Genomic DNA, 22,992 nt, shown 5'->3' on the forward strand with positions numbered 1-22,992 from the left:
GGCTTTTTCTTTCGGGTCAGTTCGGACGATTAGCCGATTTCGGCGCGAAGCGCGACAGGATCTGGATCAGCGACATGCAGCCCCAGGTGATGACGAAGGCGATGATGGCAAGGGCCGCCGGCTCATAGGCGCGGTTGGCCCCGACATTCTGCAGGTACGGGCCGAAAGCCGGCCGGTTCAGCAAGCTCGCCATCGTAAACTCGCCGATGACGATGGCGAATGTCAGGAAGGCGCCGGACAACACCGCAATCAGCACATTGGGAAGGATGACGCGGGTGATGATCGTGCCCCAGCCGGCTCCGAGGATCTGGGCCGCTTCCGTCAACGTCCGCACGTCGATGGTTCTGAGCCCCGTATCGACGGCACGATACATATAGGGCAGCGCCAAGGTCGCATAGCCGATGACCAGCAAGGCATTGGTTCCCATATCGGACCCGAGGAACGGCAAGGGTGAATTCGAGCCGTACATCCTGATATAGCCGAAGACGATGACGATGGCCGGAATGACCAACGGCAAAAGCGTGATGAACTCGACGATCGGCCTGAGCTGCGGCAGCCGCAATCGGATCCAGTAGGCCGCCGGCACCACGATCAGCACACCCAGAATGATGGTGAAGATGGCGGCGACCACCGAATACAGGAAGGTCGCCTGGAAACGCGCGTCGCCGAGCACGATCCGGTAGGCGTCGAAGGAATAGGCGCCGCGCCGCATGCGCATGGAAAATTCCACCGTCGCGATCAACGGGATGAAGAAATAGGCCGCGCCGAGGATGAAGACCACCCAGGCCCAGAATCTGCCCGACTTCATTTCAGCCACCTCTCGGAACGGGTCCGGAACCAGATGTAGAAGACATTGGCCAGGCCGGTGATGACGATCATGCCGAAGGCGATCGCGTAGCCGAGATGGGCATTGTGCAGCACGTCGCCGCGGATTTGCGCGTAGAGCAGGATCGGCACGATGTTGAGCGACGAGCCGGTCAGCGCATAGGCGGTGGCGATCGCCCCGAAGGCGTTGGCGAAAAGCAGGATCACGGTGCCGAGAAAACTCGGCCAGATCACCGGGATGACCACGATGCGCCAATATTGCGCGATGGTCGCGCCAAGCGTGGCGGCAGCTTCACCCCATTCCTTCTTCAAACCATCGATTGCCGGCGTGATGATGACCACCATCAGCGGTATCTGGAAATAGACATAGGTCAGCGTCAGGCCCCAGAAGGACAGGATGTTGAAGCCGTGGGCATAGATGTTGAGGCCGAACACGGTGTTCAGGATCACCGTGGCAAGACCGAGCCGGCCGAGCGTGGCGAGGAAGGCGAAGGCCAGCGGCACGCCCGCGAAATTGGAGGCAACGCCGGAAAAGGTCAGGGTGGCCGAGCGTATCCAGTCCGGCAGCCCGCCGCGCACGATGGCGATGGCGATGGCCAGGCCCGCGAAAGCACCGATCAGCGCCGAGGCCAGGCTTACCTTGATCGATATCCAGTAAGCGGCAACGATCGACGGCTGCGCCAGCGCGACGATGTTTTCGAGCGTGAATTCGCCGGCATCATTCTGGAATGCGCCCAGCATCAGATAGAGCGTGGGCAAAATCAGGAACATGATGGCGAAGATGAAGAACGGTGCGACGCCGAGCCATTGCGTCGGCAATCGCAATGCGCGTGCCTCCGCGGGCGGCGCGGTCTTGCCTGCGGCATCGTGATTGGAAAGCGAGAGATCGGTCATGCGCCGGCTACCGTCTTCGAGGGGGAACCGGGCGGCCGCGAAGCCGCCCGGTGGATTTCACTGTTACTTGACGTTGGCACCGACAACGGAGTCCCAGTTCTTGGTGACCGCTTCCTTGGCCTTGCCCTGCTCGTCCAGCGTCGGGAACACCGCCGAAGCATAGGCTTCCGCCGGCGGCAGCTTGGCCAGGACGTCCGCCGGGATCTTGCCGTTCTTGGCGAGATCGTTGAAGCGGATCGGGTGGCAATAGCCCTTGAGCCAGCCGATCTGGCCTTCGTCTGAATAGAGGTATTCCATCCAGAGCTTGGCTGCGTTCGGATGCGGCGCATAGGCGCTGATCGCCTGCACGTAGACGCCGGCGACGACGCCGGTCTTCGGCACGACGACGTCGACCGGCGGGTTGCCCTTCAGCGTGTCGCGGCCGGCGAGCGCGTTGTAGTCCCAGTTGATCAGGATCGGGGTCTGGCCCTGGGCGAGTGTCGCCGGCTTGCCGATGACCGGTACGAAGTTGCCGGCGGCATTGAGCTTCTTGAAGAAGTCGAGGCCGGCGGTGCCCGCGGCTTCGCCAGCCGCGGCTCCACTCGAAAGGCCAGCGGCATAGACCGCCTGGATGGCCTGGTTCGAAGCGCGCGGATCACCGGCGAGAGCCACCGAGTTGGCGAATTCCGGCTTCAGCAGATCGGCCCAGTCCTTCGGCGATTCCTTGACCAGATCCTTGTTCACCATCATCGCCAGAACGCCGTAGTAATCACCGTACCAGGCGCCGTCGGCATCCTTGGCGCTGTCGGGGATCGAGTCCCAGGTCGACACCTTGTAGGGCATCAGCAGGCCGTCGGCCTTGGCGGTCGGGCCGAAGGACAGGCCGACGTCGATGACGTCGGGCGCCTGCGGGCCCTTATTGTCCTTGTTGGCCTTGATCGCCTCGACCTCGTCGCCCGAACCGGCGTCGGGATTGAGCTCGTTGATGGTGATTTCCGGATATTTCGCCTTGAACCCGGCGATGACGTCGCCGTAACCGCACCAGTCATGCGGCAGCGCGATGGTGGTAAGCTGGCCTTCCGCCTTCGCGGCCTTGACGAGATCGTCCAGCGGAGCCGCGGACGAAATCACCGTCGACGCAAACAGCGCCGCGGCCGAAAGGGAAAGCACTTTCCCCGTGAATTTGAACATGTGTTCTCTCCGTTGAACTGACGCCGTTGGACGCCTGCGATGCGGTATCGTTTTCGTGTGACAGCCAGATGAAAGCTTTATGAAACCCCACCGCTGGCAGCACGAAAGTTAACTCCTTTTAATCGACTGTAGCAATTAGCCACCACTTAATTTTCCGGCTAATTACTTTTGCCTTGCACTTCACCCCTTTCCCCTTGGTTGCCCCTGATTTTCCAGATCAACTTTACCCTGAAAGCGGTATCACACCGTCCCGGCGATTGCATTTTCGAGCAGCGTCAGCGCTGCTTTCTTGGTCAGCTTGACCGGGTTGCCGCCGGCTGTCGGATCGACCACCGCCATATCGGCGATCAAGGCCTTGCGCTTCTTGTCCATGTCGAGCCCCTTGATCAGGCCTGGCAGCGCATGCGGCACCTTCAATTCCTTGCGAAGCTTGATGACAGCCTTGGCGAAGCCGTCGAAGCCGCCTCTTATGCCGCAATAGGCGGCGAGCCGCGCGATGCGGTCCTCGATCGCCTCGCGATTGAAGGCGAGCACATAGGGCATGAAAACCGCATTGGTCATGCCGTGATGGGTGTCGTAGAGCGCCCCGATGGGATGCGACAGCGAATGGATCGCCCCCAGCCCCTTCTGAAAGGCTGCCGCGCCCATCGCCGCGGCGCTCATCATGTTGGCGCGGGCGACCAGATCCCTGCCGTTGGCATAGGCCTTTGGCAGGTTCTCGAAGACAAGCCTGATGCCTTCCACGGCGATGCCGTCGGCCATCGGATGGTAGCCCGGCGCGCAATAAGCCTCGAGGCAATGGGCCAGCGCGTCCATGCCGGTGCCGGCGGTGATGAAGCCCGGCATGCCGACCGACAGTTCCGGATCGGCAATGACGATCGCCGGCAGCAGCTTCGGATGGAAGATGACCTTCTTGGTGTGGGTCGCCTCATTGGTGATGACGCCGGCGCGGCCGACTTCGGAGCCGGTGCCGGCGGTGGTCGGCACCGCTATGATCGGCGCGATCGCGTCCGAGTTGGCGCGTGTCCACCAGTCGCCGATGTCCTCGAAATCCCAGACCGGCCGCGTCTGTCCCGCCTGGAAGGCGATCAGCTTGCCAAGGTCGAGCGCCGAGCCGCCGCCGAAGGCAATGACGCCGTCATGCTTGCCCTTCTTGAACACCGCGATGCCGGCGGTGAGATTGGAATCGACCGGATTCGGCTTCACTTCGGAGAAAACGCCGTAGGGCACTTTTGCGTCATCGAGGATTTTCAGCGTCGAAGCGACGACCGGCAGTTTCGCCAGCCCCGGATCGGTGACGAAGAGCGGCCGCTTGATGCCGGTGGCGGCGAGCACCTCGGGCAATTCCTTGATGCGCCCGGCGCCGAAGCGAACGGTGGTGGGGTAGTTCCATTTGGAGATCAGCTTGGACATGTTTGTCTTTCAAAAAATCAGATGGCTTCGCGCAGGTGGAAGGATTTCGGCCGGGTCAGGTTGTCGTAGCCGATGGCGGACAAGCCGGCCCCCTTGCCGGTGTCCTTGACGCCGGTCCAGACCAGCGCCGGGTCGAGGTAGTCGCAGCGGTTCATGAACACCGTGCCGGTCTCGACGCGGTCGCCGATCGCCACCGCATGTTCGGTGTCGCGCGTCCAGATCGAGGCGGTCAGGCCGTAGGGGCTGTCGTTCATCAGCGCGATCGCCTCCTCGTCGTTGCGCACCTTCATGATGCCGACGATCGGGCCGAAACTTTCCTCGCGCATGACGCTCATCTGGTGGTCGACGCCGGTCAGCACCTCCGGCGCGAGATAGGGCGAGCTGGCCTTGTCCTGAGCCACCTTCATGTTGATGTGCGCCTTGGCCCCCTTGCGCAGCGCCTCGGCCTTCTGCTCACGGATCAGGTCGGCGAAACGCGCCTGCGCCATCGGCCCCATCGTCGTCGCCTGTTCGAGCGGGTTGCCGACGACATAGTTCTTCGTCTCGGCGATGAAGGCTTCGACGAACTCGTCATAGACCCTTTCATGCACATAGACGCGTTCGATGCCGCAGCAGCACTGGCCGGAATTGTAGAAGGCGCCATCGACCAGATTGGCGACCGCATGGTCCATCTTGGCGTCGGGCAAGACATAGGCAGGATCCTTGCCGCCAAGCTCCAATCCGAGCGTCATGAAGGTGCCCGCCGCCGCCTTTTCGATGGCGCGGCCGCCGGCGACCGAGCCGGTGAAATTGACGTGGTCGATCTTGCCCGAGCCGAGCAATCTTTCTGTCTGGACATGGTTCAGCACGATGTTCTGGAACACGCCCTTGGGAAGGCCTGCTCTGTCGAAAGCCTGCTGGAAACGCTCGCCGACCAGCAGCGTCTGCGCGGCATGTTTGAGGATGACGGTGTTGCCGGCCATAAGCGCCGGCACGATCGTGTTGACCGCGGTGAGGTAAGGGTAGTTCCAGGGCGCTATCACCATGACCACGCCGAGCGGATCCTTCTTCACATAGCGGCGGAACCCGTCCTTCGGATTGGAAGCCGGGACCGATTTCAGCGCCGCTTCGGCGATCTCGACCATATAGCTGGTGCGTTCCTTGACCCCGCCGAACTCGCCGCCATAGCGCACCGGACGCCCCATCTGCCAGGCAATCTCGGGCACGATCTCGTCGGTCATGGCGACCAGCGCGTCGAGCATCGCCAGCATGTACTTGCCGCGCTCGATGATCGAAGTCTGCGCCCACTTTTCCTGCGCTGCCTTGGCGCGCTCGACGGCGGCATTGACCGCCTGGTCAGAGGTGACAGGCCGCTCGGCATAGATCGAGCCGTCTATGGGGGATTTGAGTTTTACGGTTTCCAATAGAGGCACTCCAGAATGTTCAACAGGCTAGTGTTCGCAGGTTCCCCTCAAGCCCATAATCGAGAATGGGCTCGTCGCGGGTGACCAGAACCATATCCAGATTGCGGGCGGTGGAGATAAGGATACGATCCATAGGGTCACCATGTAGGCGTCCGGGAAGATTTGACGATCCAATCAGGATTTCGGGCGACACGGCTGTGAGTTGCGCCTGCATCAGCCTTAGAAAGCGCTGGAAGAATTCGAGCGGTCCCAAAGGCAATTTCAATCGGTTCTTTGCAACGCCGATTCCAATCTCCCAAGCCGACATCGGCGACACATAAAGGCGGTCGTCGTAAGCCGCCTCCGAAATCTCGGCCTCGGCCTGTTCACTGATCCGCTCTTCGTTTGCAACGAAGATAAGGGCGCACGTATCCAGCAGGATCGAGGGCTGATCGGTCATTTGCGATCAACCTCGCCGAGATAGCCTTGATCCCACGGTTGGTCGTCGAAAGGCTTGGTCACATCGAATCCCTTCTCGATCGTGATCATGCCCTTCATGAAGCCGAAGCCCGGATGACGCGGCCGAGGCGAGGATTGCCGGGACGCAGCGGATACCGGAGCACCGCGGCTGCCGCCCCCATCCCGCCCTCTCTTGACGCGTCGGAAGACAAGCTTGCCGCTCGCAGTGTTGACCGACTCGGTCTCATAGCCAGCATCAAGCCATTCGCGTGTCATGGGATTGTTACTAGGGTTGTTGCTCCACCACGCCGGATACTGCTTCGAAGCGGGAAGCTCAAATTCAAGCACCTTCTCGATTTCGGCAAATGTCATCGGGATGCGATCTTGATCCTGCTCCGAGAGAAAATCCTTCAAACGATAATATTTGCTCATTGCAATGCACCCTTTCGTTGACACGGCACGCTGCCATGGAGGCTGATATTAAGCCTCACTGAAAAAATATCAACTTTAACAGGTTTCATTACAACTTTAATATCGCTCGAACCCCCTATGCAGTTCCCAATCGGTAATGCGGCGGTCGTATTCGAACTGCTCCCACCTGGCCGTATGCACATAGTGCTCGATCACGTCCTCGCCGAAGGCCTGCTTCAACATCTTCGACTTGGCCAGCGTGTCGGTGGCGTCGCGCAGCGTCTTCGGGATCTCCGGCAGGCGCGAGGCCTGATAGGCGTCGCCGACGAAGGGCTTTTGCAGCTCCAGCTTCTCGTCGATGCCGGCAAGGCCGGCGGCGATCAACGCCGCGAAGGCGAGATAGGGGTTCAAGTCGGCGCCGCCGATGCGGCATTCCATCCGGATGCCCTTGGTGCCTTCGCCGCACAGGCGGAAGCCGGCGGTGCGGTTATCTTCGCTCCACATGATCTTGGTCGGCGCGAACGTTCCGGCCTGGAAGCGCTTGTAGGAATTGATGTAGGGCGCCAGGAACCAGGTGAACTCCTTGGCGTATTTGAGTTGGCCCGCCGCCCACTGCTGGCCGAGGCTCGACAGCGTCCAGTCGGCTTGTCTGTCGAAGAAAAGCGGCGTCTTGCCGTCGGCGCTCCACAGCGAATTGTGGATGTGGCTGGAATTGCCGGCGAGCCCGTAATTGTACTTGGCCATGAAGGAAATCGCCTTGCCTTCGGATTCGGCGATCTCCTTGGCGCCGTTCTTCAGGATGACGTGGCGATCGGCCATGTCGAGGGCCTCGGCATAGCGCACATTGATCTCTTCCTGACCCGGCCCCCACTCGCCCTTCGAGTTCTCGATCGGGATGCCTGCCGCTTCCATTTCGTTGCGAAGCCGTCGCATGACGCCTTCTTCCTTGGTGGTGATGCCGATCTGATAGTCGCCGATATAGGGCGAGGCGGTGTCGAGGCCCTGCCAGTGCTTCTTGCGGGCGGAATCGTAGGTCTCGCTGAAGAGGTAGAATTCGAGTTCGGAGGCGAAATAGCCGATATAGCCCCGCTCCGTCAGCCGCTTGACCTGCTTCTTCAGGATGGCGCGCGGGGAATGCGGCAGGTCGTCATGGGTGTGGTGATCGAGCACGTCGCAGATCACGAGCGCCGTCTTTTCCAGCCACGGAATGCGCCGCAGCGTCGCGAGGTCGGGCTTCATGACGAAATCGCCATAGCCCTTCGACCAGCTTGCCGCCTTGTAGCCGGGCACCGGCTCCATATCGATGTCGGCGGCCAGGAGATAGTTGCAGCCATGCGTCTCGTCATGCGCGGAATCCACGAAGTACTGGGCCAGGAACCGTTTTCCCGCCAGCCGTCCCTGCATATCGACGATGCAGGCCAGCACCGTGTCGATCTCCCCGCCGGAAACCGCTTTCTTCAACTGATCGAACGAGAAATTTCCGGCCATTCCTTTGGCGCTCCAGTGCTTGTCATTTTGGGCTTGTCGATTTCGAAGGGTCGAAGCCATGGCCGGCGATGCGCCGGCCATGGCTGTGAGATGCTGGCCTCAGTGGCCGGTTTCGCCGACGGCCTGCTCAGCCGCCTTGATCGCCGCTTGGCGCGCCGCGATGATGTCGCCGAGCGGCGGACCCTGGAAGCGGTTGCGCTCGAAGGCAAACCAGACGATCGCGGTCAGGATGAAGAAGCCGACGGTGATGTAGAGCGCCCAGTCGTTCGGCGGCTGGATGCCGATGACGAAGATCAGGATCATCGACACGATCGATAGGAAGGCAAACAGCATGAACACGCCGCGCCCCATGTTCCACGGTCCCATCTTGTCCCATTTGGGCGTGCCCCAGGCCAGCATGCCGAGCACGATGGGCACGGTGAAGGACAGGAACAGGAAGATGACGGTGCAGGACACCACGATGGTGTAGGCCGAGGTGCCGGCGACCGAAACCAGCGTCGAACCCCAGACGAACAGCACCGACAGGATCGATGCCGTCCAGATCGCCGCCACCGGCGTGCGGTAGGTCGGACTGACCTTGGCCAGTGCCGACGAACCCGGCAGGCCGCCGTCACGCGAGAAGGCGAAGATCATGCGCGAGGCTGAGGTGACGGTGGCGAGGCCGCACAGCAGCTGAGCGATGAACACGACGAGATAGACGAACTCCTTGAGGCCAGGGCTGACGCGCTGGTCGAAGGCCCAGAAGAACACGTTCCAGCCTTGCTTGGCGGCATCGTCCATGTTCGGGATCATCAGCACGAACGCGGCCAGGAACAGATAGCCGAACACGGCCGACCAGATCACCGACATGACCATGGCGCGCGGCACCGAGCTGGCCGCCTTGATGGTCTCCTCGGACGTATGCGCCGAGGCGTCGTAACCGGTGATGGTGTAGATCGGCAGCAGGAGGCCGAGCGCGAACACCCAGGCATTCGAAACCGACGGCCAGACGCCGCCTCCGGCATCGCCGGAGTAGTTATGGAAGGTAAACAGCCGGCCGAAATCCCAGGTGTCGGCGGAGAGCAGGCAGACCACCGCGATCAGGATCGAGCCGAAGAAGATGAGATAGCCCGAGAAGTCGGTGAGCTTGGCCGTCAGCTTGATGCCGAGATGGTTGATCAGCGCCTGGGCGCCGGTGATGATTACCAGAAAGATCATCTGGTTGGTCAGCGTGCCTTCGATGCCGAGCGCCGGTCCGAAGGCGCCGATGAAGAACGTCCAGGTGCCGACATTGATGGCGCCGAGCACGGTGATCAGGCCGAGCAGGTTGAGCCAGGCCGTGACCCAGCCGGTGCCGCGGTTGCCCAGGATCGAGCCCCAATGATAGAGCCCGCCGGCCGTCGGATAGGCCGAGCTGATCTGCGACATGGCGACGGCGAACGTCAACGAGACGAAGCAGCCGACCAGCCAGCCGATGCCGATGCCGATGCCGCCGGCGCCCGACGTTGCCTGCGCCAGCGAATTGATGCCGCCCGACAGGATGCAGATGATGGAGAAGGAAACGGCGAAATTCGAAAAGCGGCTGAGGCGCCGCTCCAGTTCCTGGGCGTAGCCCATGCTGTGGAGGACCTTGACGTCCTCCGCCTTGTCAACTTCGGTATATCCAGGTGCTGCCATTTTTAGTCCCCTTGCGTTCTCAGCTAGCCGATTGAACTGACTTTCCCACTGCGTGTTCCCTGGCGCCCCTGGTCTCCTCGGGCTCTAGATCCGAAAAGATGCCTGTGAGCAAATCCGCCCATTTCCGCTGCCCGGTCTCGCCGGAGATTTCATCGTTGCGGATTTCGATCATCGCGCAGGGCAGCCCGCGCGGGCGCGCATGGCGTTCCAGCGTGAAATAGACGCGGTCGGCCGGCGAATAGGGTTCGTTGACGCCGACGGTAATGCCGGCAAGGTGCCGCAGCGCCGATATCAGCGGCGCCGCCAGCCGGCGGTCGTCATCGTGGATGATGCCGATATGCCAGGGCCGGTCTCGGCCTTTGTAGACCGGCGTGAAGGAATGCACCGATACCAGCCGCGTCTCCTGGCCGCGCGCCAGCCTGTCTTCGACAATATGCTCGATGGCGCTATGGAACGGCTGCCAGGACAGGGCGACCCGCGCCGCGCGCTGCTTTTCCGACAGGCCGGTGTTGCCCGGTATGGCTGTGGTTTCGCTGACCGGCGGCACCAGGTCCGGCGCGTCAAGCGGCCGGTTGCAGTCGATGACGAGACGCGAAATGCAGGTTTCGACCAGCGTCGCATCGAGCGCCTGCGCCATGCGCAGCGCAACCGGCAGCGCGCCCGGGTCCCAGGCGATGTGACGCGACAGGTCCTCGGCGGTGAGGCCGAGCGTGCCGAATTCGGCGGGCAGGAAATTGGAGGCGTGGTCGCAGGTGAGCACGAAGGGACTCGATCCGCCCGGGTTGGTCACCCTTACGGCATCAGGCGATGCAAGGCTGGCGGGCCGTGCTTTCTCCATAGTCTGCGGTCCCCGGGGAGCGCTGTATCGTATGTTACGTATTTTGCCTCATTGCGTCCCTATGGATGATTTCATACAGTTTGCCCGGCTTTGTCAAATGCGATTTGGGGAAAACACCGTCGGCCGGGCCATGGATGGGAAAGATGATTTCCAGTATTGCCGAATTGATCGCCGACCGCATCGGCACAATGCCGGCCGGCGAGCGGCGCGCGGCCCAGACGCTGATAGCGAGCTATCCGATGATCGGTCTGAAGACTGTCGCCGAATTCTCGTCCGCGGCCGGCGTGTCCTCGCCGACGATCCTGCGTTTCGTCGCCAGGCTCGGCTTCCAGAACTATCCGGAGTTCCAGTCGAGCCTGCAGGACGAACTGGCGGCGCAATTGCAGTCCCCTGCGACCCGCACGCTCAATCCGCCCTTGCCCGGCGGCACGGCGTCGCCGATGCTGGAGGCAACGCTCGACAATATGCGCGAGACGTTCCGGCACCTGTCCGACAAGCAGCTTGCCGACATCGCGTCCCGCCTCGCCGAGCGTCGCGGCAAGACATTCCTGATCGGCGGCCGCTTCACCGATCCGCTGGCGCGCTACATGGCCGCCCACCTCGCCATCATCCAGCCTGACGTCATTCACCTCGCCGGCCAGGAAAGCATGTGGCGCGACAGGCTGATCGACATGGGCAAGCGCGACGTGCTGGTCATTTTCGACATCAGGCGCTACCAGGACAGCCTCATCCGCTTCGCCGAGAAGGCGCATCAGCGTGGCGTGCAGATCGTGTTGTTCACCGACCAGTGGCTGTCGCCGATCGCCCGCTTCGCCCGTCACGTCATCGCCGGGCGAACCGCCGTGCCTTCGGCGTGGGACTCCTCGGCGGCGCTCTTCGTCGTCGCCGAAACGCTGATCGGCGCCGTCACAAGGCAACTCGAGGCCGACGGCGCCCGGCGCATCCGCGAGATGGAAGGCCTGCGTTGATGCAGCCCGGGATACGTCTGGAACGATTTCGGTCCGAAACTGGCGTCGGGGCGGCATAGCCAGCGTTGTAATCTCGAAAGCCCGGCTCGAAGTGAACTAAAAAATCAAAACGGCACGAACACCGGCAACGTTACGCATATTTAATGTGCGCGGACACTGAAGAATTGTCATAAAGGCACGATATCGGGGGCTTGCTTCTTGCCTTAGAATAGCCCCGCTGCGTCTGCTTATTTCGGGAAACCGGTGGACGGAAGGATTGTTTTGCCAACCGGAGTGCCGATGGCCGCCTGGAAACAGATACTTTTCGCCCTTGTGGTGCTGGTGGTGGCGGTTGCCGCCTGGCTGCGCTTTTTCCCGGGCGCGCCGGACGTGCTGGCGCGCTGGGGAATAGACTGGGCCTACGCGGCAACGCCTCCGGCTGAAACCGGCGCCGGCACGAAATCCGCTGGCGGCGAGCGAGCCCGTCAGGTCAACGTCGTCGTCGTGCCCGCTATTTCCGCGACCATAAACGATCGGCTCCAGGCCATCGGCACCGGCCGCGCCAATGCGTCGGTGACGGTCAACCCCTACTCCTCCGGCCGTCTCGCCGAATTGCTGGTTTCGTCCGGCACCCATGTCGACAAGGGACAGGTCATCGCGACCCTTGATTCCGAAACCGAAGTGATCGCCCAGGACCGTGCCCGGCTCGCGCTTCAGGACGCACAGGCCAAGCTCGACCGGGTCAGGTCGCTGCGCGCCTCCAATGCGGCGACACCGGTCGCCGTCGCCGATGCCGAAGTGGTGCTGGCCGGTGCCAAGCTGGCGCTACAGGATGCGGAACTCGCCCTGCACCGCCGGTCTGTTCTCGCCCCGATCTCCGGCACGGTCGGGATCCTGCCGATCTCCGCCGGTAATTATGTGACCAACCAGTCGGCGATCGCGACGCTCGACGACCGTTCCTCGATCCTTGTCGATTTCCTGGTGCCGGAACGCTTCGCGGCCGCCGTCAAGATCGGCGCGCAATTGTCGGCGACGCCGATCGCCAATCCCGGCAACAGCTATACCGGCACGGTTTCGGCCATCGACAACCACATCGACGAGAACAGCCGTACGCTTCTGGTCAAGGCGACGATCGCCAACCCGGCCGATTCGCTGCGCGCCGGCATGTCGTTCGCCATCACCATGAAATTCCCCGGCGAGACCTATCCCGCCGTCAGCCCGCTGGCGATCCTGTGGGGCTCGGAGGGCGCTTACGTCTGGGCGGTCGAGAACGGCAAGGCCAAGCGGGTGCCGGTGCGCATCATCCAGCGCAACACCGAAACCGTGTTGATCGACGCGGAGCTGGACAGTGGCGACATGGTGGTGACCGAAGGCACCCAGAGCGTCAGCGAGGGAGGCGAAGTCCGCATCGCCCGCGGAGAGCAGCGCGCCGCGAACGCGGCCGAAGGCTCATGACCGGAGCCGTCAACGCCGCCAGCGAGACTGGCTTTACCGCCCTGTTCATCCGCAGGCCGGTCATGGCCTTGGTGCTGAATGTCCTCATCGCGGTCGCCGGCCTCGCCGCCTTCTATGGCGTCGAGATCCGCGAGCTGCCTGATGTCGACCGCGCCGTCGTCACCGTTTCCACGACTTTCGAAGGCGCGGCGGCCGAAACGGTCGATCGCGAACTGACCGACACGATCGAGGGAGCTGTTGCCCGCGTTTCCGGCGTCAAGTCGATCTCCTCGACCTCCTCCTTCGGCTCGAGCCGCGTCACCATCGAATTCAACGACGGCGTCGATCTCAATGTCGGGGCCTCGGATGTGCGGGATGCCGTCGGCCGCGTCGCCAACCAGATGCCGGAAACGGCCGATCCGCCGCGCATCGTCAAGGCCGACGCCAACTCCGACCCCGTGATGCGCCTGGCCGTCACCTCCGACACCATGTCGGTTCAGGACATGACCGTCGTGGTCCAGGACCAGATCGAGGACGAACTGGCTGCCGTTCCAGGCGTCGCGGACGTCCAGGTCTATGGCGACCGCGACAAGATCTTCCGCATCGACGTCGATCAGAACAAGCTCGCCAGCCTGGGCTTCACCGTCGCCGACCTCAGGACCGCCCTTGCCTCGGTCGCCTTCGATTCACCCGCCGGCTCGATCACCACCACCAATCAGGACCTGATCGTTCGCACCACCGCCGATGTGACGACGCCGGAAGAATTTGAGAACATCATCATTGGCGGAACGACGCGCATCCGCGATGTCGCCACCGTCACGCTCGGCCCCGACATCGGCCAGACCACGTTGCGTTCGGACGGCAAGACCGGCATCGGCATCGGCATCATCCGCCAGGCGGAATCGAACACGCTGGACATCTCCACCGGCGTCAAGGCCGCGGTCGAGAAGTTGCAGGCAAACCTGCCGCGAGGCATGTCGATCAAGGTCACAAGCGACGACGCGGTGTTCGTCAACGGCGCCGTGCACGAGGTGGAGATCGCGCTCGCGCTTTCCGTCTCCATCGTTCTGGTCGTCATCTATGCCTTTCTTCTCGACTGGCGCGCCACGCTCATTCCGGGCCTGTCGATGCCCGTCGCCATGATCGGCACCATTGCGGCGATCTACCTCGCTGGTTTCTCGATCAACATCCTGACGCTGCTGGCCCTGGTGCTGGCGACGGGGCTTGTCGTCGATGACGCGATCGTCGTTTTGGAAAACATCGTGCGGCGGCGCAATCAAGGCATGGGGCCGCGTGCCGCCGCAGTGCTCGGCGCACAGGAAGTGTTCTTCGCCGTCATCGCCACCACGCTGACTCTGGTTGCCGTCTTCGTGCCGATCTCCTTCCTGCCGGGCCAGACCGGCGGCCTGTTCCGCGAATTCGGCTTCGTGCTCGCCATGTCGGTGCTGTTGTCCTGCGTGGTCGCGCTGACGCTTTGTCCCATGCTTGCCTCGCGCATGCTGTCCGGTGCCGCCCTCCACCGCGAGGGCAGCAACGGCGTCGGCGCGCGCATCGGCGGCGCGCTGAACGCGGCCTACCGGCGCAGCCTGCATGTCTGCCTCGACGCGCCGTGGATCGTGGTGCTGGTGGCGCTGCTGTTCGCCGGCACCGCATTCGCGCTGTTCGGCACCATCCGCCAGGAATTGACGCCGACCGAGGATCGCGCGGTCGTGCTGCTTCGTATCAGCGCCCCGCAAGGCGTCAGCCTCGAATACACGACGCAGCAGATGCAGAAGATCGAAAAGCTGATCCAGCCGCTGCGTGATTCCGGCGAAATCGTCAGCACTTTCGAGAGCGCCGGCCAGAACGGCGCCTATAATTCAGGCTTCATGGTGATGACGCTGGCGCCCTGGGACGAGCGCAGCCGCAGCCAGCAGGAGATCATGGCCGAGATCAGCCAGCTCACCCGCCAGGTGCCCAGCGTGCGCATCTTCCCGGTGCAGCCCAACAGCCTCGGCATCCGTGGCGCCGGCAACGGCCTGCAGTTTGCGCTGGTCGGCAACGACCGCAAGGCGCTCGGCGACGCGGCCGTCAAGATCATCGCCGAGATGCAGAAGGATCCGCGTTTCCAAACGCCACGCCTTTCCATCGACCCGACGCAACCGCAGCTTTCCGTTGCCATCGACCGCGAGCGCGCCTCCGATCTCGGCATCGACATCACAGGACTGGCCAACACCATGCAGGCCATGCTCGACGGCAACGACGTCGTCGATGTCTACATCGCCGACCGCAGCTACGGGGTGAAGCTGGTTTCGACCACCAACCCGATCAACGATCCGACGGACCTGGAGAACGTCTTCCTAAAGACGGCTGACGGCCGTTTCGTGCCGATGTCGACCATAGCCACGCTGACCGAGCGTGCCGTGCCGCCCTCGCTGTCGCGCGAGCAGCAGCAGCCGTCGGTGGCGATCACGTCCAACCTCGGCGGCGATTTCGCGCTCGGCTCGGCCCTTACGCGCGCCGAGGAAATCGCAACACCGCTTCTGCCGCCGGGCAGCCGCATTGTGCCGTTGGCCGAGGCGGCGACGCTGGGTGAGACCAACAGCGCCATGGTCACCATCTTCGGTTTTGCCCTGGTCATCATCCTGCTGGTGCTTGCCGCGCAATTCGAGAGCTTCGTCAGCGCCATCATCATCATGGCGACAGTGCCGCTCGGCCTCGCCTGCGCCATCTTCGCGCTTCTGCTCTCGGGCACCAGCCTCAACGCCTACAGCCAGATCGGCTTGGTGCTGCTGGTCGGCGTCATGGCCAAGAACGGCATCCTGATCGTCGAATTCGCAAACCAGCTGCGCGATCGCGGACTGGGCGTGCGCGAGGCGATCGAACAGGCCTCGACCATTCGCTTGCGCCCGGTGATGATGACCATGATCTGCACCGTGCTCGGCGGCGTGCCGCTGGTGCTGGCAGCGGGCGCCGGCGCCGAGGCCCGTATCGCGCTCGGCTGGGTGATCGTCGGCGGACTGGGGCTGGCCACCGTCTCGACGCTGTTCCTGACCCCCGTCGCCTATCTCTTGCTCGGCCGCTTCGTCACGCCGAAGACCCACGAGGAGGCGCGGCTGAAGCGCGAACTCGAGGAAGCCGCCTACACCGATGTGGAGCCGGCTGAATAGGGAAATTCCAGGAGACCGTGTAGCGGGTCCGGAATTTTCGTGGGGAAACAGCCTGCTATTTCAAGAGACGGCCCTCGATCGACCAGCGCGCGGCGAGGAAATTCAGCACCGCCGCCACAACCACCCCGCCGATCTTTGCCGGCCACACGCCGACGACGCCGGCGAACAGCGCGATCGCAAGGCTGGAGACACCAAGCGAAATCAGCGCGCCGAGCGAGGCGAAGCGAAGAAAGGCATGATGCAGCCGGATGGTCGGATCGCGCTCGAACGACCAGAAGCCGTTGGCCGCGAAGGAGAAGGTGACGGCAATGAACCAGGACGCAACGTTGGCGGGCAGCGGCGGCACGTGCAGCTTGAGCAGCAGAAAGAAACCGGCAAGGTCGATGGCCGTGTTCACCAGGCCGACAATGGCGAAGCGGATAATCTTGTTGCCGGTCGAACGCCGGGACTGATCGGCACTCATGCTGTGCCGTCCATGATGCCGACACGCGCGCGAGCCAGGTTTGCGCCGAAATGATCGGAGGCGAGAACCGCGAATTCGACTTCGCGCACATCTTGCATCGGGTCGCGTGCACGCAACGTCTCGTCGACATGCCCGGGATGGCACATGAACAGTCCCTCTTCCGGCAGGCTTTCAACGGCGGTTTGCAGGGCGGGCGCGAACTTTTCCGGCTGCCGCCAGTCATAGATGCCGGCGAGCGGCGCCCTCACGGTGAAGCCGGCGCGCCGCATGGATCGGTTGAAACCAGTTGCCAGGGCGGCGATCGCCGCAATTTTCGATGCCGCCGCTCCGCTGCCGGCCAGTGCCGGCGCGCCGCGCAGCCACGGTCTGCCGGCATCTCCGGCGAAACGCCCCCGCAGCCATTTGCGCACGACAGGCAGGAAATGCACATGCTGGTGGCCGTCGATGAAATCGGGCCGGCGCCCGAGCGCCTCGACGAAGCGGCCAAATTGGGCGTCGAGCTCGGCATGGACGTCGCAGGTCTCGATGCTGCCGCGCAGGATCGGCAATGCCAGCGAGCGGAGCGGCGGCAGCCGGCCTTCCGGTGCCAGGCTCGACGGGCCGGTCACGGCCGGCTGGTCCGTCAAGGTCAGATGCAGGCCGACGGCGACCCGGCCGCACAGCGGCTTGATGCGTTCCGCCTCCCCCGGCCATTCCGCGAAACCGGTCATGCAACCGGTGCCCATAAGCCGCCCGCGATCGAGCAGGTCGAGGATCGCCGCCGAGACGCCGGGCGCCAGGCCGTAATCGTCGGCGATCAGACGGATGCCGCGCATCATGCCCGGGGAACGCCCGGCGCCGACCTGGCGGGAACATCGCTGCGCACGATATCGCGCACGATGTAGACCGGGCGATCCTTGCTTTCGCTGAGGGTGACCCAGACATATTCACCGATCAGCCCGAGAAGTGTCAGGTTGAGGCCGCCGAGCAACACTACGGCGACCAGCAGGCTCGGATAGCCTGGAACGGCAATGCCATAGAACAGCACCTCGAAGAGCACTTTCGCGCCGTAGACCGCGCCGGCAAACGCCGCAAGCAGTCCGCTGAGGCTGATCAGGCGCAGCGGAATCACCGAAAAGGACGTAAACCCCTCTAACGAAAAGGCGATCAGGTTGAGCCGGCTCCATTTCGACTTGCCGCTGGCGCGGTTTTCCGGCGAATAGGATATGGCCTTCTGGCGGAAGCCGGCCCAGGCGAACAGGCCCTTGTTGAAGCGCCTTTTGTCGCGCAGGCTGGTCAATGCGCGCGCCACGGTGCCGCGCATGACGCGAAAGTCGCCTGCATTCTCGGGAATATCGAACCGCTGGCTGCTGTTGATCAGGCTGTAGAACAGTTTCGCCAACTGGCTGCGCCGCCAGCTTGCCCCGCGCCGGTCGTTCTGCGCGTAGACGACGTCGACGTCCGGATTCTCAGCCAGCTCGACGATCATCTTCAGGCTGGTCTCCAGGGAGTGCTGCAGATCCGCGTCCATGACAAGCACCATGTCGCCCCGCGAGTGGTCGAGGCCGGCGAGCACGGCGACCTCCTTGCCGAAATTGCGGCTGAGGCGCACGATTTCCCAGGATCCCGAAAGTGCCTGCGAAAACCGCCCGGCGCTATCGTCCCGGCTGCCGTCGTCGACCAGGATCTTGTGGACTTGCATGCCGAAGCGGCTCGACACCGCCGCCTCGAGCGCGTCGAGCAATGCCGCGAAAGCCGTCGCCGATTGCGCCTCGTTGAAGAACGGCGCCACGATATCGAGTCTCGGGCGCATCTCAGCCATGGGCGACAGGCTCCACATTCACCAATTTTTGTCGCGCCTTGGCCCAGAACCACCATATCAGGAAGCAGGCGATGAAAGTGACCGTGATCGGCCGAAACCAGGGATAGAGAAAGTCATGCATGTGGCGCTCGACACCGGTCAAACCTGTCAGGAATAAAGTCATGGACAGCACGCAGGCCAGGACGCCACCTTTTTCTTCGCGCCACAACAGGGCAATGGCAAGGCCGGCGGGTACCGCGATCATCGCATAGGTGTTGGGCTCGACGCGCGGGTTGAAGACGCACATGTAGAAGGCGGCCGCCAGGAAGATCGCGAGTCCGGCCGCTCCTTGTTCGAGCTTGCGGTCGAACCAGAGCACGATCGAGAGCGTCAGCAGGCCGATCACGACGCGCACCGCCGTGGCAGCCGAATCCGGAACGGGCAGCCCCATCTCGATAAAGGGCGCGGTGAAATCGGTAGGAACAAAATGGCTGGTCTTGTCGACGGCCATCGACGTCAGCATGCGGGCGAAATCGCCATACTGCTCGTTCAGGTAGCCGGCGGGAGCGAAAGCGTAGGGGATGGCGAGCACGAACAGCACCGCGAGCACCAGCACCGGTATCAGCCGCGGGCGCAACGCCCCCACCAACAGCAGCATGATGATCGCGGTCGGCTTGGCCGTTATAGCAAGCGAGGCCCAGAAAAAGGTCTCCGCACGCCGTCCTTCCAGTGCCGACAGGGTCAAGAGCCAGCAGGCGCCGGTCAGCAGGATTGTCGCCTGGCCGTTGCGAATGGCGCCCAGTGTCATCGGCAAAGCGAGAAAGAGGCCGAAGGAAAGCAGCCAGGTCTGCTCCTGTCCGCCCAGCTTGCGCACCTGCCGCGCCGCGGCAAGGGTGAGAACGGCGAAACCGAGGGCATGCCAGACCAGCCCGCCAAGATGCGGTCCCAGATTCAAGAACGGAATATAGAGCGCGGCGAAGGCGGGCGTGTAAAGGTATCCCATCTCGGACTCGAGGTCGTAGAGCGGCCGGCCGGCGAGAAACTCCACACTGCCATATCTGTAGGCCTGCAATACGGTGCGCGCATCGGGCGACCACAGGACCAGGCCAAGCACGACCGCGAATGCCCCGATCCACAGGCCAAGCCCCAGGCGGTCGAAAACCGGTTTGGAAATCCTCACCAAGCACCCCACACCAATCCGGAACAGGCCCGGTCCGGCACTGTCCCAGCGTTCATTGGCGGCGGCATATCACGGACAAAGCGGGGTGGCATAGGGGGATCGAACGGCGTGGCCGCCGATGACATTGAACGATCGCAGCCAACAAACCACCCTCTTTCCGGCCCTCGAAGGTTATAGCAGCTGTGCTCTCGATGAACCGGAATGCAGCTCAACCGCACACCCCCTGCTTTACGGCCGAATGAACACCTTGCCATTGGGCCTGGCCAGTTCCGCCGGCACGCGCGCCATCGCCTCGGCCAGCGGCACCACAGCCGTCACGTCGGTCGTCCAGCGCCCGTCGGAAAAGCGCTTCTGCGCCTCGAGGATCGCAGGACCGCGGCGATCCTTATGCTGCCGCATCCATTCGCTCAGCCAGAAGCCCTCTATGTGCTTGTGCTGGAAAATCAGCTGGCCGGGTTCGCGGATGATCGTGGCCTCGGGATCGAGCCGTCCATAGATGATCCAGCGCGAGCGCTTCGGCATGGCGTTGAAGATGGCCGAGGCCAGTGGCCCGGTCACCGCATCGAGAAAGATGCGCGGCTGTTCGGCCTTTATCACCTCGCGCAGCGAGGCTTCGAAATCGGGCGACTTCTCGTTGAGCACATGGGCGGCGCCGATTTCCTTCAGCAGCGCGATCTGCTCGTCGCGGCGCACGGTGACGATAGGCCGGAATCCTTCCTCACTGGCCAGCCCGATGATCAGCTTGCAGAGCTGGCTGGCGCCGGCGGTCATGATGAAGGCCCTTTCGCCTTCTCGGCTGACGATGTCGAACATGGCGAGCGCGGTAAGCGGATTGACGATCATGGCAGCCCCATCCTCGTCGCGCGCGGTGTCGAGGAGCGGAATGCAGGCGGCGGCTTCGGCAACGGCATAGTCGGCCCATGAGCCCCAATTGGAGAGCCCGGTGGCGAAGGCAACGCGCTTGCCGACGAGGCTCTTGGGATAGGGCTCGTCGCCGCCGGCAACGACCACGCCGACGCCTTCGAAGCCGGCCGGCCGGCCCTTGAGCCGCGGCTGGCCGTACTGGCCCTTGATGAAGGCGACATCGGACGGATTGATCGACGCAAGGCTGACCTTGATCAGCACTTGCGTCGGCCCAGGTGCCGGCACTGCGATACTGCCTGGCTTGAGATAGGGCTCCATCGCCTCCAGCACGCTGCCGCTCGGCGCCCTGGTGTAGCCGTCGCCGACCAGGAGCAGGGCCTTCATTTCGGAGGGTATGGCCATTGGTGGCTGCTCCTTGGTTGTCGACGCAAGACGATGAGATGCCGGCCGGCTCAAACCTTTTCCTGCGTGTATTTCCTCAATTCAGCCCGCGCCACCTGGCGGCGATGCACGGCATCCGGCCCGTCGGCGAGGCGCAGCGTTCTGAGATGCGTCCACGAGCGCGCCAGCGGCGTGTCCTGGCTGATGCCTTGCGCGCCGAACATCTGCACCGCCTCGTCGGTGACCTTCAGAGCCATGCGTGGCGCGACCACCTTGATCTGACTGATCCAGGGCGCGGCGGCGCGCGCGTCGCCCTGGTCGATCATCCACGCCGCCTTGAGGCAGAGCAGGCGGGCCATCTCGATCTCCATCCGGCACTCGGCGATGATATCGAAATTGGCGCCGAGTTTCGCCAGTGGCTGGCCGAACGCTTCACGGCGGACCGAACGCTGGCACAGCAGCTCCAGCGCCATCTCGGCCTGGCCGATGGCCCGCATGCAGTGATGGATGCGGCCGGGGCCGAGGCGGCCTTGCGCGATCTCGAAACCCCTGCCCTCGCCGAGGATCAGGTTCGACGCCGGCACCAGCACATTGTCGAAGCGAAGATGCATGTGGCCGTGCGGCGCGTCGTCGTCGCCGTAGACCTGCATTGGACGCAGCTTGCTGACACCCTTGGTGTCCGCCGGCACGAGGATCATCGAATGCCGCCTGTGCTTCGGCTCTCCATCGGAGGTCTTCACCATGACAATATAGATGGCGCAGCGGGGATCGCCGGCACCAGAGGCCCACCATTTCTCGCCGTTCAGCACATAGCCGTCGCCGCGCCGTTCGCAGCGCATCGAAATGTTGGTGGCATCCGACGAGGCGACGTCCGGCTCGGTCATCAGATAGGCCGAGCGGATCTTTCCGTCGAGAAGCGGCTCCAGCCAGGCGTTCTTGTGCTCCGCCGAGCCGTAGCGCTCCAGCACCTCCATGTTGCCGGTGTCGGGCGCCGAGCAGTTGAAGGTCTCGGCGCCGAGATGCGCCTTGCCCATCTCCTCGGCCAGATAGGCGTATTCGACGGTGGAAAGACCGTAGCCGCGTTCCGAGCCGGTCAGCCAGAAATTCCAAAGGCCGCGCTCTCTTGCGGTCGTCTTCAGCCCTTCGAGGATCTCGGTCTGGCGCCGCGTGTATGTCCAGCGGTCGCCCGCCTTGCCGACTTCGCCGAGGAATTCCTTGTCGAGCGGCATGATCTCGTCGCGCACCATGGCCGCGACGCGCGCATGGATCGGCCTCAGCCGCTCCGTCATGCCGAGATTCATCTCCGTCATCGGTTGCTAACCCTTCATTCAGGCCGGGCATTTTGTCAGTGGCAAGGATGACCGTACTTCGGATAGCCTTGTCAACGCGAACGCTTTCCCCGATCCGCCGATGAAAGGCGCAGGAGTTCGATGAGCTATCTCGACGATCTTTTTTCGGTGGCCGGCAAGACCGCGCTGGTCACGGGCGCGGCGACCGGCATCGGCCGCATGGCGGCGACGGGCCTCGTCAAGGCCGGCGCAACGGTGATGATCGCCTCGCGCAAGGGCGAGGACTGCATCAAGGTCGCCGAGGAATTGAACGGGTTTGGCGCGCCGGGCCGGGCGGAAGGCTTTGCCGGAGACGTTTCCAGCGAGGCCGGCATTGCCGCCTTGGTCGGCGAGGTCAAGACGCGGGCCGAACGGCTGCATATCCTGGTCAACAATGCCGGCGTGTCCTGGGGAGCGCCGCTGGAGAGCTTCCCCTATCATGCCTGGGCCAAGGTGTTCGGCGTCAACGTCACCGCCGTCTTCCACCTGACCCGCGAACTGCTGCCGCTGCTCGAAGCCGCCGCCAGCGACGAGGATCCAGCCCGGGTGATCAATCTGGGCTCCGTGATGGGCACGCAGCCGCTGGCCGACGACGCCTACTCCTACACCGCCTCCAAAGCGGCCGTTCATCACCTGACGCGCACCCTGGCGCTGGAATTCGCCGGCCGCCGCATCACCGTCAACGCCTTTGCCCCTGGGCCCTTCCAGAGCCGGATGACGGCGTTTGCCACCGCCACTGAGGAACAGGCCAGGTATGTCGGCAGCCACGTTCCGATCGGCCGTATCGGCGCCCCGGATGACATTGCCGGCGCAACGCTCTATTTGTGCAGCCGTGCAGGCAGCTATGTCACCGGCGCCATCCTGCCGATTGACGGCGGACAGTCGGTGCAGCATGGGCTGACCCTGTTCAAGGAATGACATGTCCGGCCG

Annotated in this window: 20 protein-coding genes; 4 read left to right on the forward strand and 16 right to left on the reverse strand. The window is 63.4% G+C overall.

What is annotated here, in order from left to right; all coding sequences use genetic code 11:
• Window positions 1-16: 16 nt before the first annotated feature.
• From FJ953_RS11515 to FJ953_RS11560, 10 genes are all read right to left on the reverse strand, one after another.
• Complete coding sequence (locus FJ953_RS11515) at window positions 17-808, reverse strand: ABC transporter permease (protein ID WP_140513696.1); 792 nt, start codon at window positions 806-808, stop codon at window positions 17-19.
• Window positions 805-1,719 (reverse strand): ABC transporter permease subunit, encoded by a 915-nt coding sequence (locus FJ953_RS11520; RefSeq protein WP_140624348.1) that lies wholly within the window; start codon window positions 1,717-1,719, stop codon window positions 805-807. The genes FJ953_RS11515 and FJ953_RS11520 overlap by 4 nt, the downstream gene beginning before the upstream one ends.
• Window positions 1,720-1,782: 63 nt before the next feature.
• Window positions 1,783-2,889 carry an ABC transporter substrate-binding protein gene (locus tag FJ953_RS11525; RefSeq protein WP_140522419.1) on the reverse strand — a complete coding sequence of 369 codons (1,107 nt, stop codon included), beginning with the start codon at window positions 2,887-2,889 and terminating at the stop codon, window positions 1,783-1,785.
• 240 nt (window positions 2,890-3,129) lie between these two features.
• The gene (locus tag FJ953_RS11530; RefSeq protein ID WP_140496304.1) at window positions 3,130-4,302 is read right to left on the reverse strand and encodes an iron-containing alcohol dehydrogenase; all 1,173 of its coding nucleotides are present in this window, start codon (window positions 4,300-4,302) and stop codon (window positions 3,130-3,132) included.
• Between the two features lie 17 nt (window positions 4,303-4,319).
• Entirely contained in the window at window positions 4,320-5,705 is a 1,386-nt protein-coding gene (locus FJ953_RS11535) for an aldehyde dehydrogenase family protein (RefSeq protein WP_181175015.1), read from the reverse strand.
• Window positions 5,706-5,724: 19 nt separating this feature from the next.
• Window positions 5,725-6,144 carry a type II toxin-antitoxin system VapC family toxin gene (locus tag FJ953_RS11540; protein ID WP_140624353.1) on the reverse strand — a complete coding sequence of 140 codons (420 nt, stop codon included), beginning with the start codon at window positions 6,142-6,144 and terminating at the stop codon, window positions 5,725-5,727.
• A complete protein-coding gene (locus FJ953_RS11545) occupies window positions 6,141-6,575 on the reverse strand; it encodes a hypothetical protein (RefSeq protein WP_140624355.1) in 435 nt (144 codons plus the stop codon). Before FJ953_RS11545 ends, FJ953_RS11540 begins: the two co-directional genes overlap by 4 nt.
• Window positions 6,576-6,671: 96 nt before the next feature.
• Entirely contained in the window at window positions 6,672-8,042 is a 1,371-nt protein-coding gene (locus FJ953_RS11550; protein WP_140624356.1) for a glutamine synthetase family protein, read from the reverse strand.
• Between the two features lie 99 nt (window positions 8,043-8,141).
• Complete coding sequence (locus tag FJ953_RS11555) at window positions 8,142-9,698, reverse strand: amino acid permease (RefSeq protein WP_140624357.1); 1,557 nt, start codon at window positions 9,696-9,698, stop codon at window positions 8,142-8,144.
• A gap of 19 nt (window positions 9,699-9,717) precedes the next feature.
• Complete coding sequence (locus FJ953_RS11560) at window positions 9,718-10,536, reverse strand: N-formylglutamate amidohydrolase (RefSeq protein ID WP_140513702.1); 819 nt, start codon at window positions 10,534-10,536, stop codon at window positions 9,718-9,720.
• Window positions 10,537-10,679: 143 nt separating this feature from the next.
• Here FJ953_RS11560 and FJ953_RS11565 point away from each other — a divergent pair, with 143 nt between their 5' ends.
• The 3 genes from FJ953_RS11565 to FJ953_RS11575 all read left to right on the forward strand — a co-directional run bounded on the left by FJ953_RS11565 (window position 10,680) and on the right by FJ953_RS11575 (window position 16,066).
• The gene (locus tag FJ953_RS11565; RefSeq protein WP_140496311.1) at window positions 10,680-11,504 is read left to right on the forward strand and encodes a MurR/RpiR family transcriptional regulator; all 825 of its coding nucleotides are present in this window, start codon (window positions 10,680-10,682) and stop codon (window positions 11,502-11,504) included.
• 279 nt (window positions 11,505-11,783) lie between these two features.
• Entirely contained in the window at window positions 11,784-12,938 is a 1,155-nt protein-coding gene (locus FJ953_RS11570) for an efflux RND transporter periplasmic adaptor subunit (protein ID WP_140496312.1), read from the forward strand.
• A complete protein-coding gene (locus FJ953_RS11575) occupies window positions 12,935-16,066 on the forward strand; it encodes an efflux RND transporter permease subunit (RefSeq protein ID WP_140624359.1) in 3,132 nt (1,043 codons plus the stop codon). The genes FJ953_RS11570 and FJ953_RS11575 overlap by 4 nt, the downstream gene beginning before the upstream one ends.
• A 55-nt stretch (window positions 16,067-16,121) precedes the next feature.
• Here the strand turns inward: FJ953_RS11575 and FJ953_RS11580 are convergent, their stop codons facing one another.
• From FJ953_RS11580 to FJ953_RS11605, 6 genes are all read right to left on the reverse strand, one after another.
• Window positions 16,122-16,529 (reverse strand): GtrA family protein, encoded by a 408-nt coding sequence (locus tag FJ953_RS11580; protein WP_140556527.1) that lies wholly within the window; start codon window positions 16,527-16,529, stop codon window positions 16,122-16,124.
• Window positions 16,526-17,347, reverse strand: coding sequence for a ChbG/HpnK family deacetylase (locus tag FJ953_RS11585; protein ID WP_140624360.1), 822 nt, complete (start codon window positions 17,345-17,347; stop codon window positions 16,526-16,528). The genes FJ953_RS11580 and FJ953_RS11585 overlap by 4 nt, the downstream gene beginning before the upstream one ends.
• Complete coding sequence (locus tag FJ953_RS11590; protein WP_140624361.1) at window positions 17,344-18,330, reverse strand: glycosyltransferase family 2 protein; 987 nt, start codon at window positions 18,328-18,330, stop codon at window positions 17,344-17,346. The genes FJ953_RS11585 and FJ953_RS11590 overlap by 4 nt, the downstream gene beginning before the upstream one ends.
• The gene (locus FJ953_RS11595) at window positions 18,323-19,489 is read right to left on the reverse strand and encodes a glycosyltransferase family 87 protein (protein WP_140624363.1); all 1,167 of its coding nucleotides are present in this window, start codon (window positions 19,487-19,489) and stop codon (window positions 18,323-18,325) included. Before FJ953_RS11595 ends, FJ953_RS11590 begins: the two co-directional genes overlap by 8 nt.
• 228 nt (window positions 19,490-19,717) lie before the next feature.
• On the reverse strand, window positions 19,718-20,755 hold the full coding sequence (locus FJ953_RS11600) for a zinc-binding dehydrogenase (RefSeq protein WP_140624365.1): 1,038 nt from the start codon (window positions 20,753-20,755) through the stop codon (window positions 19,718-19,720).
• 50 nt (window positions 20,756-20,805) lie between these two features.
• On the reverse strand, window positions 20,806-22,044 hold the full coding sequence (locus FJ953_RS11605) for an acyl-CoA dehydrogenase family protein (RefSeq protein WP_140496319.1): 1,239 nt from the start codon (window positions 22,042-22,044) through the stop codon (window positions 20,806-20,808).
• A 120-nt stretch (window positions 22,045-22,164) separates the two neighbouring features.
• Between FJ953_RS11605 and FJ953_RS11610 the strand changes: the two genes are divergently transcribed.
• Window positions 22,165-22,980, forward strand: a complete 816-nt coding sequence (locus FJ953_RS11610) for an SDR family oxidoreductase (protein WP_140496320.1) — start codon at window positions 22,165-22,167, stop codon at window positions 22,978-22,980.
• The last annotated feature ends 12 nt before the right edge of the window (window positions 22,981-22,992 follow it).

The organism is Mesorhizobium sp. B2-3-6 (assembly GCF_006442305.1).
Lineage (GTDB): Bacteria > Pseudomonadota > Alphaproteobacteria > Rhizobiales > Rhizobiaceae > Mesorhizobium.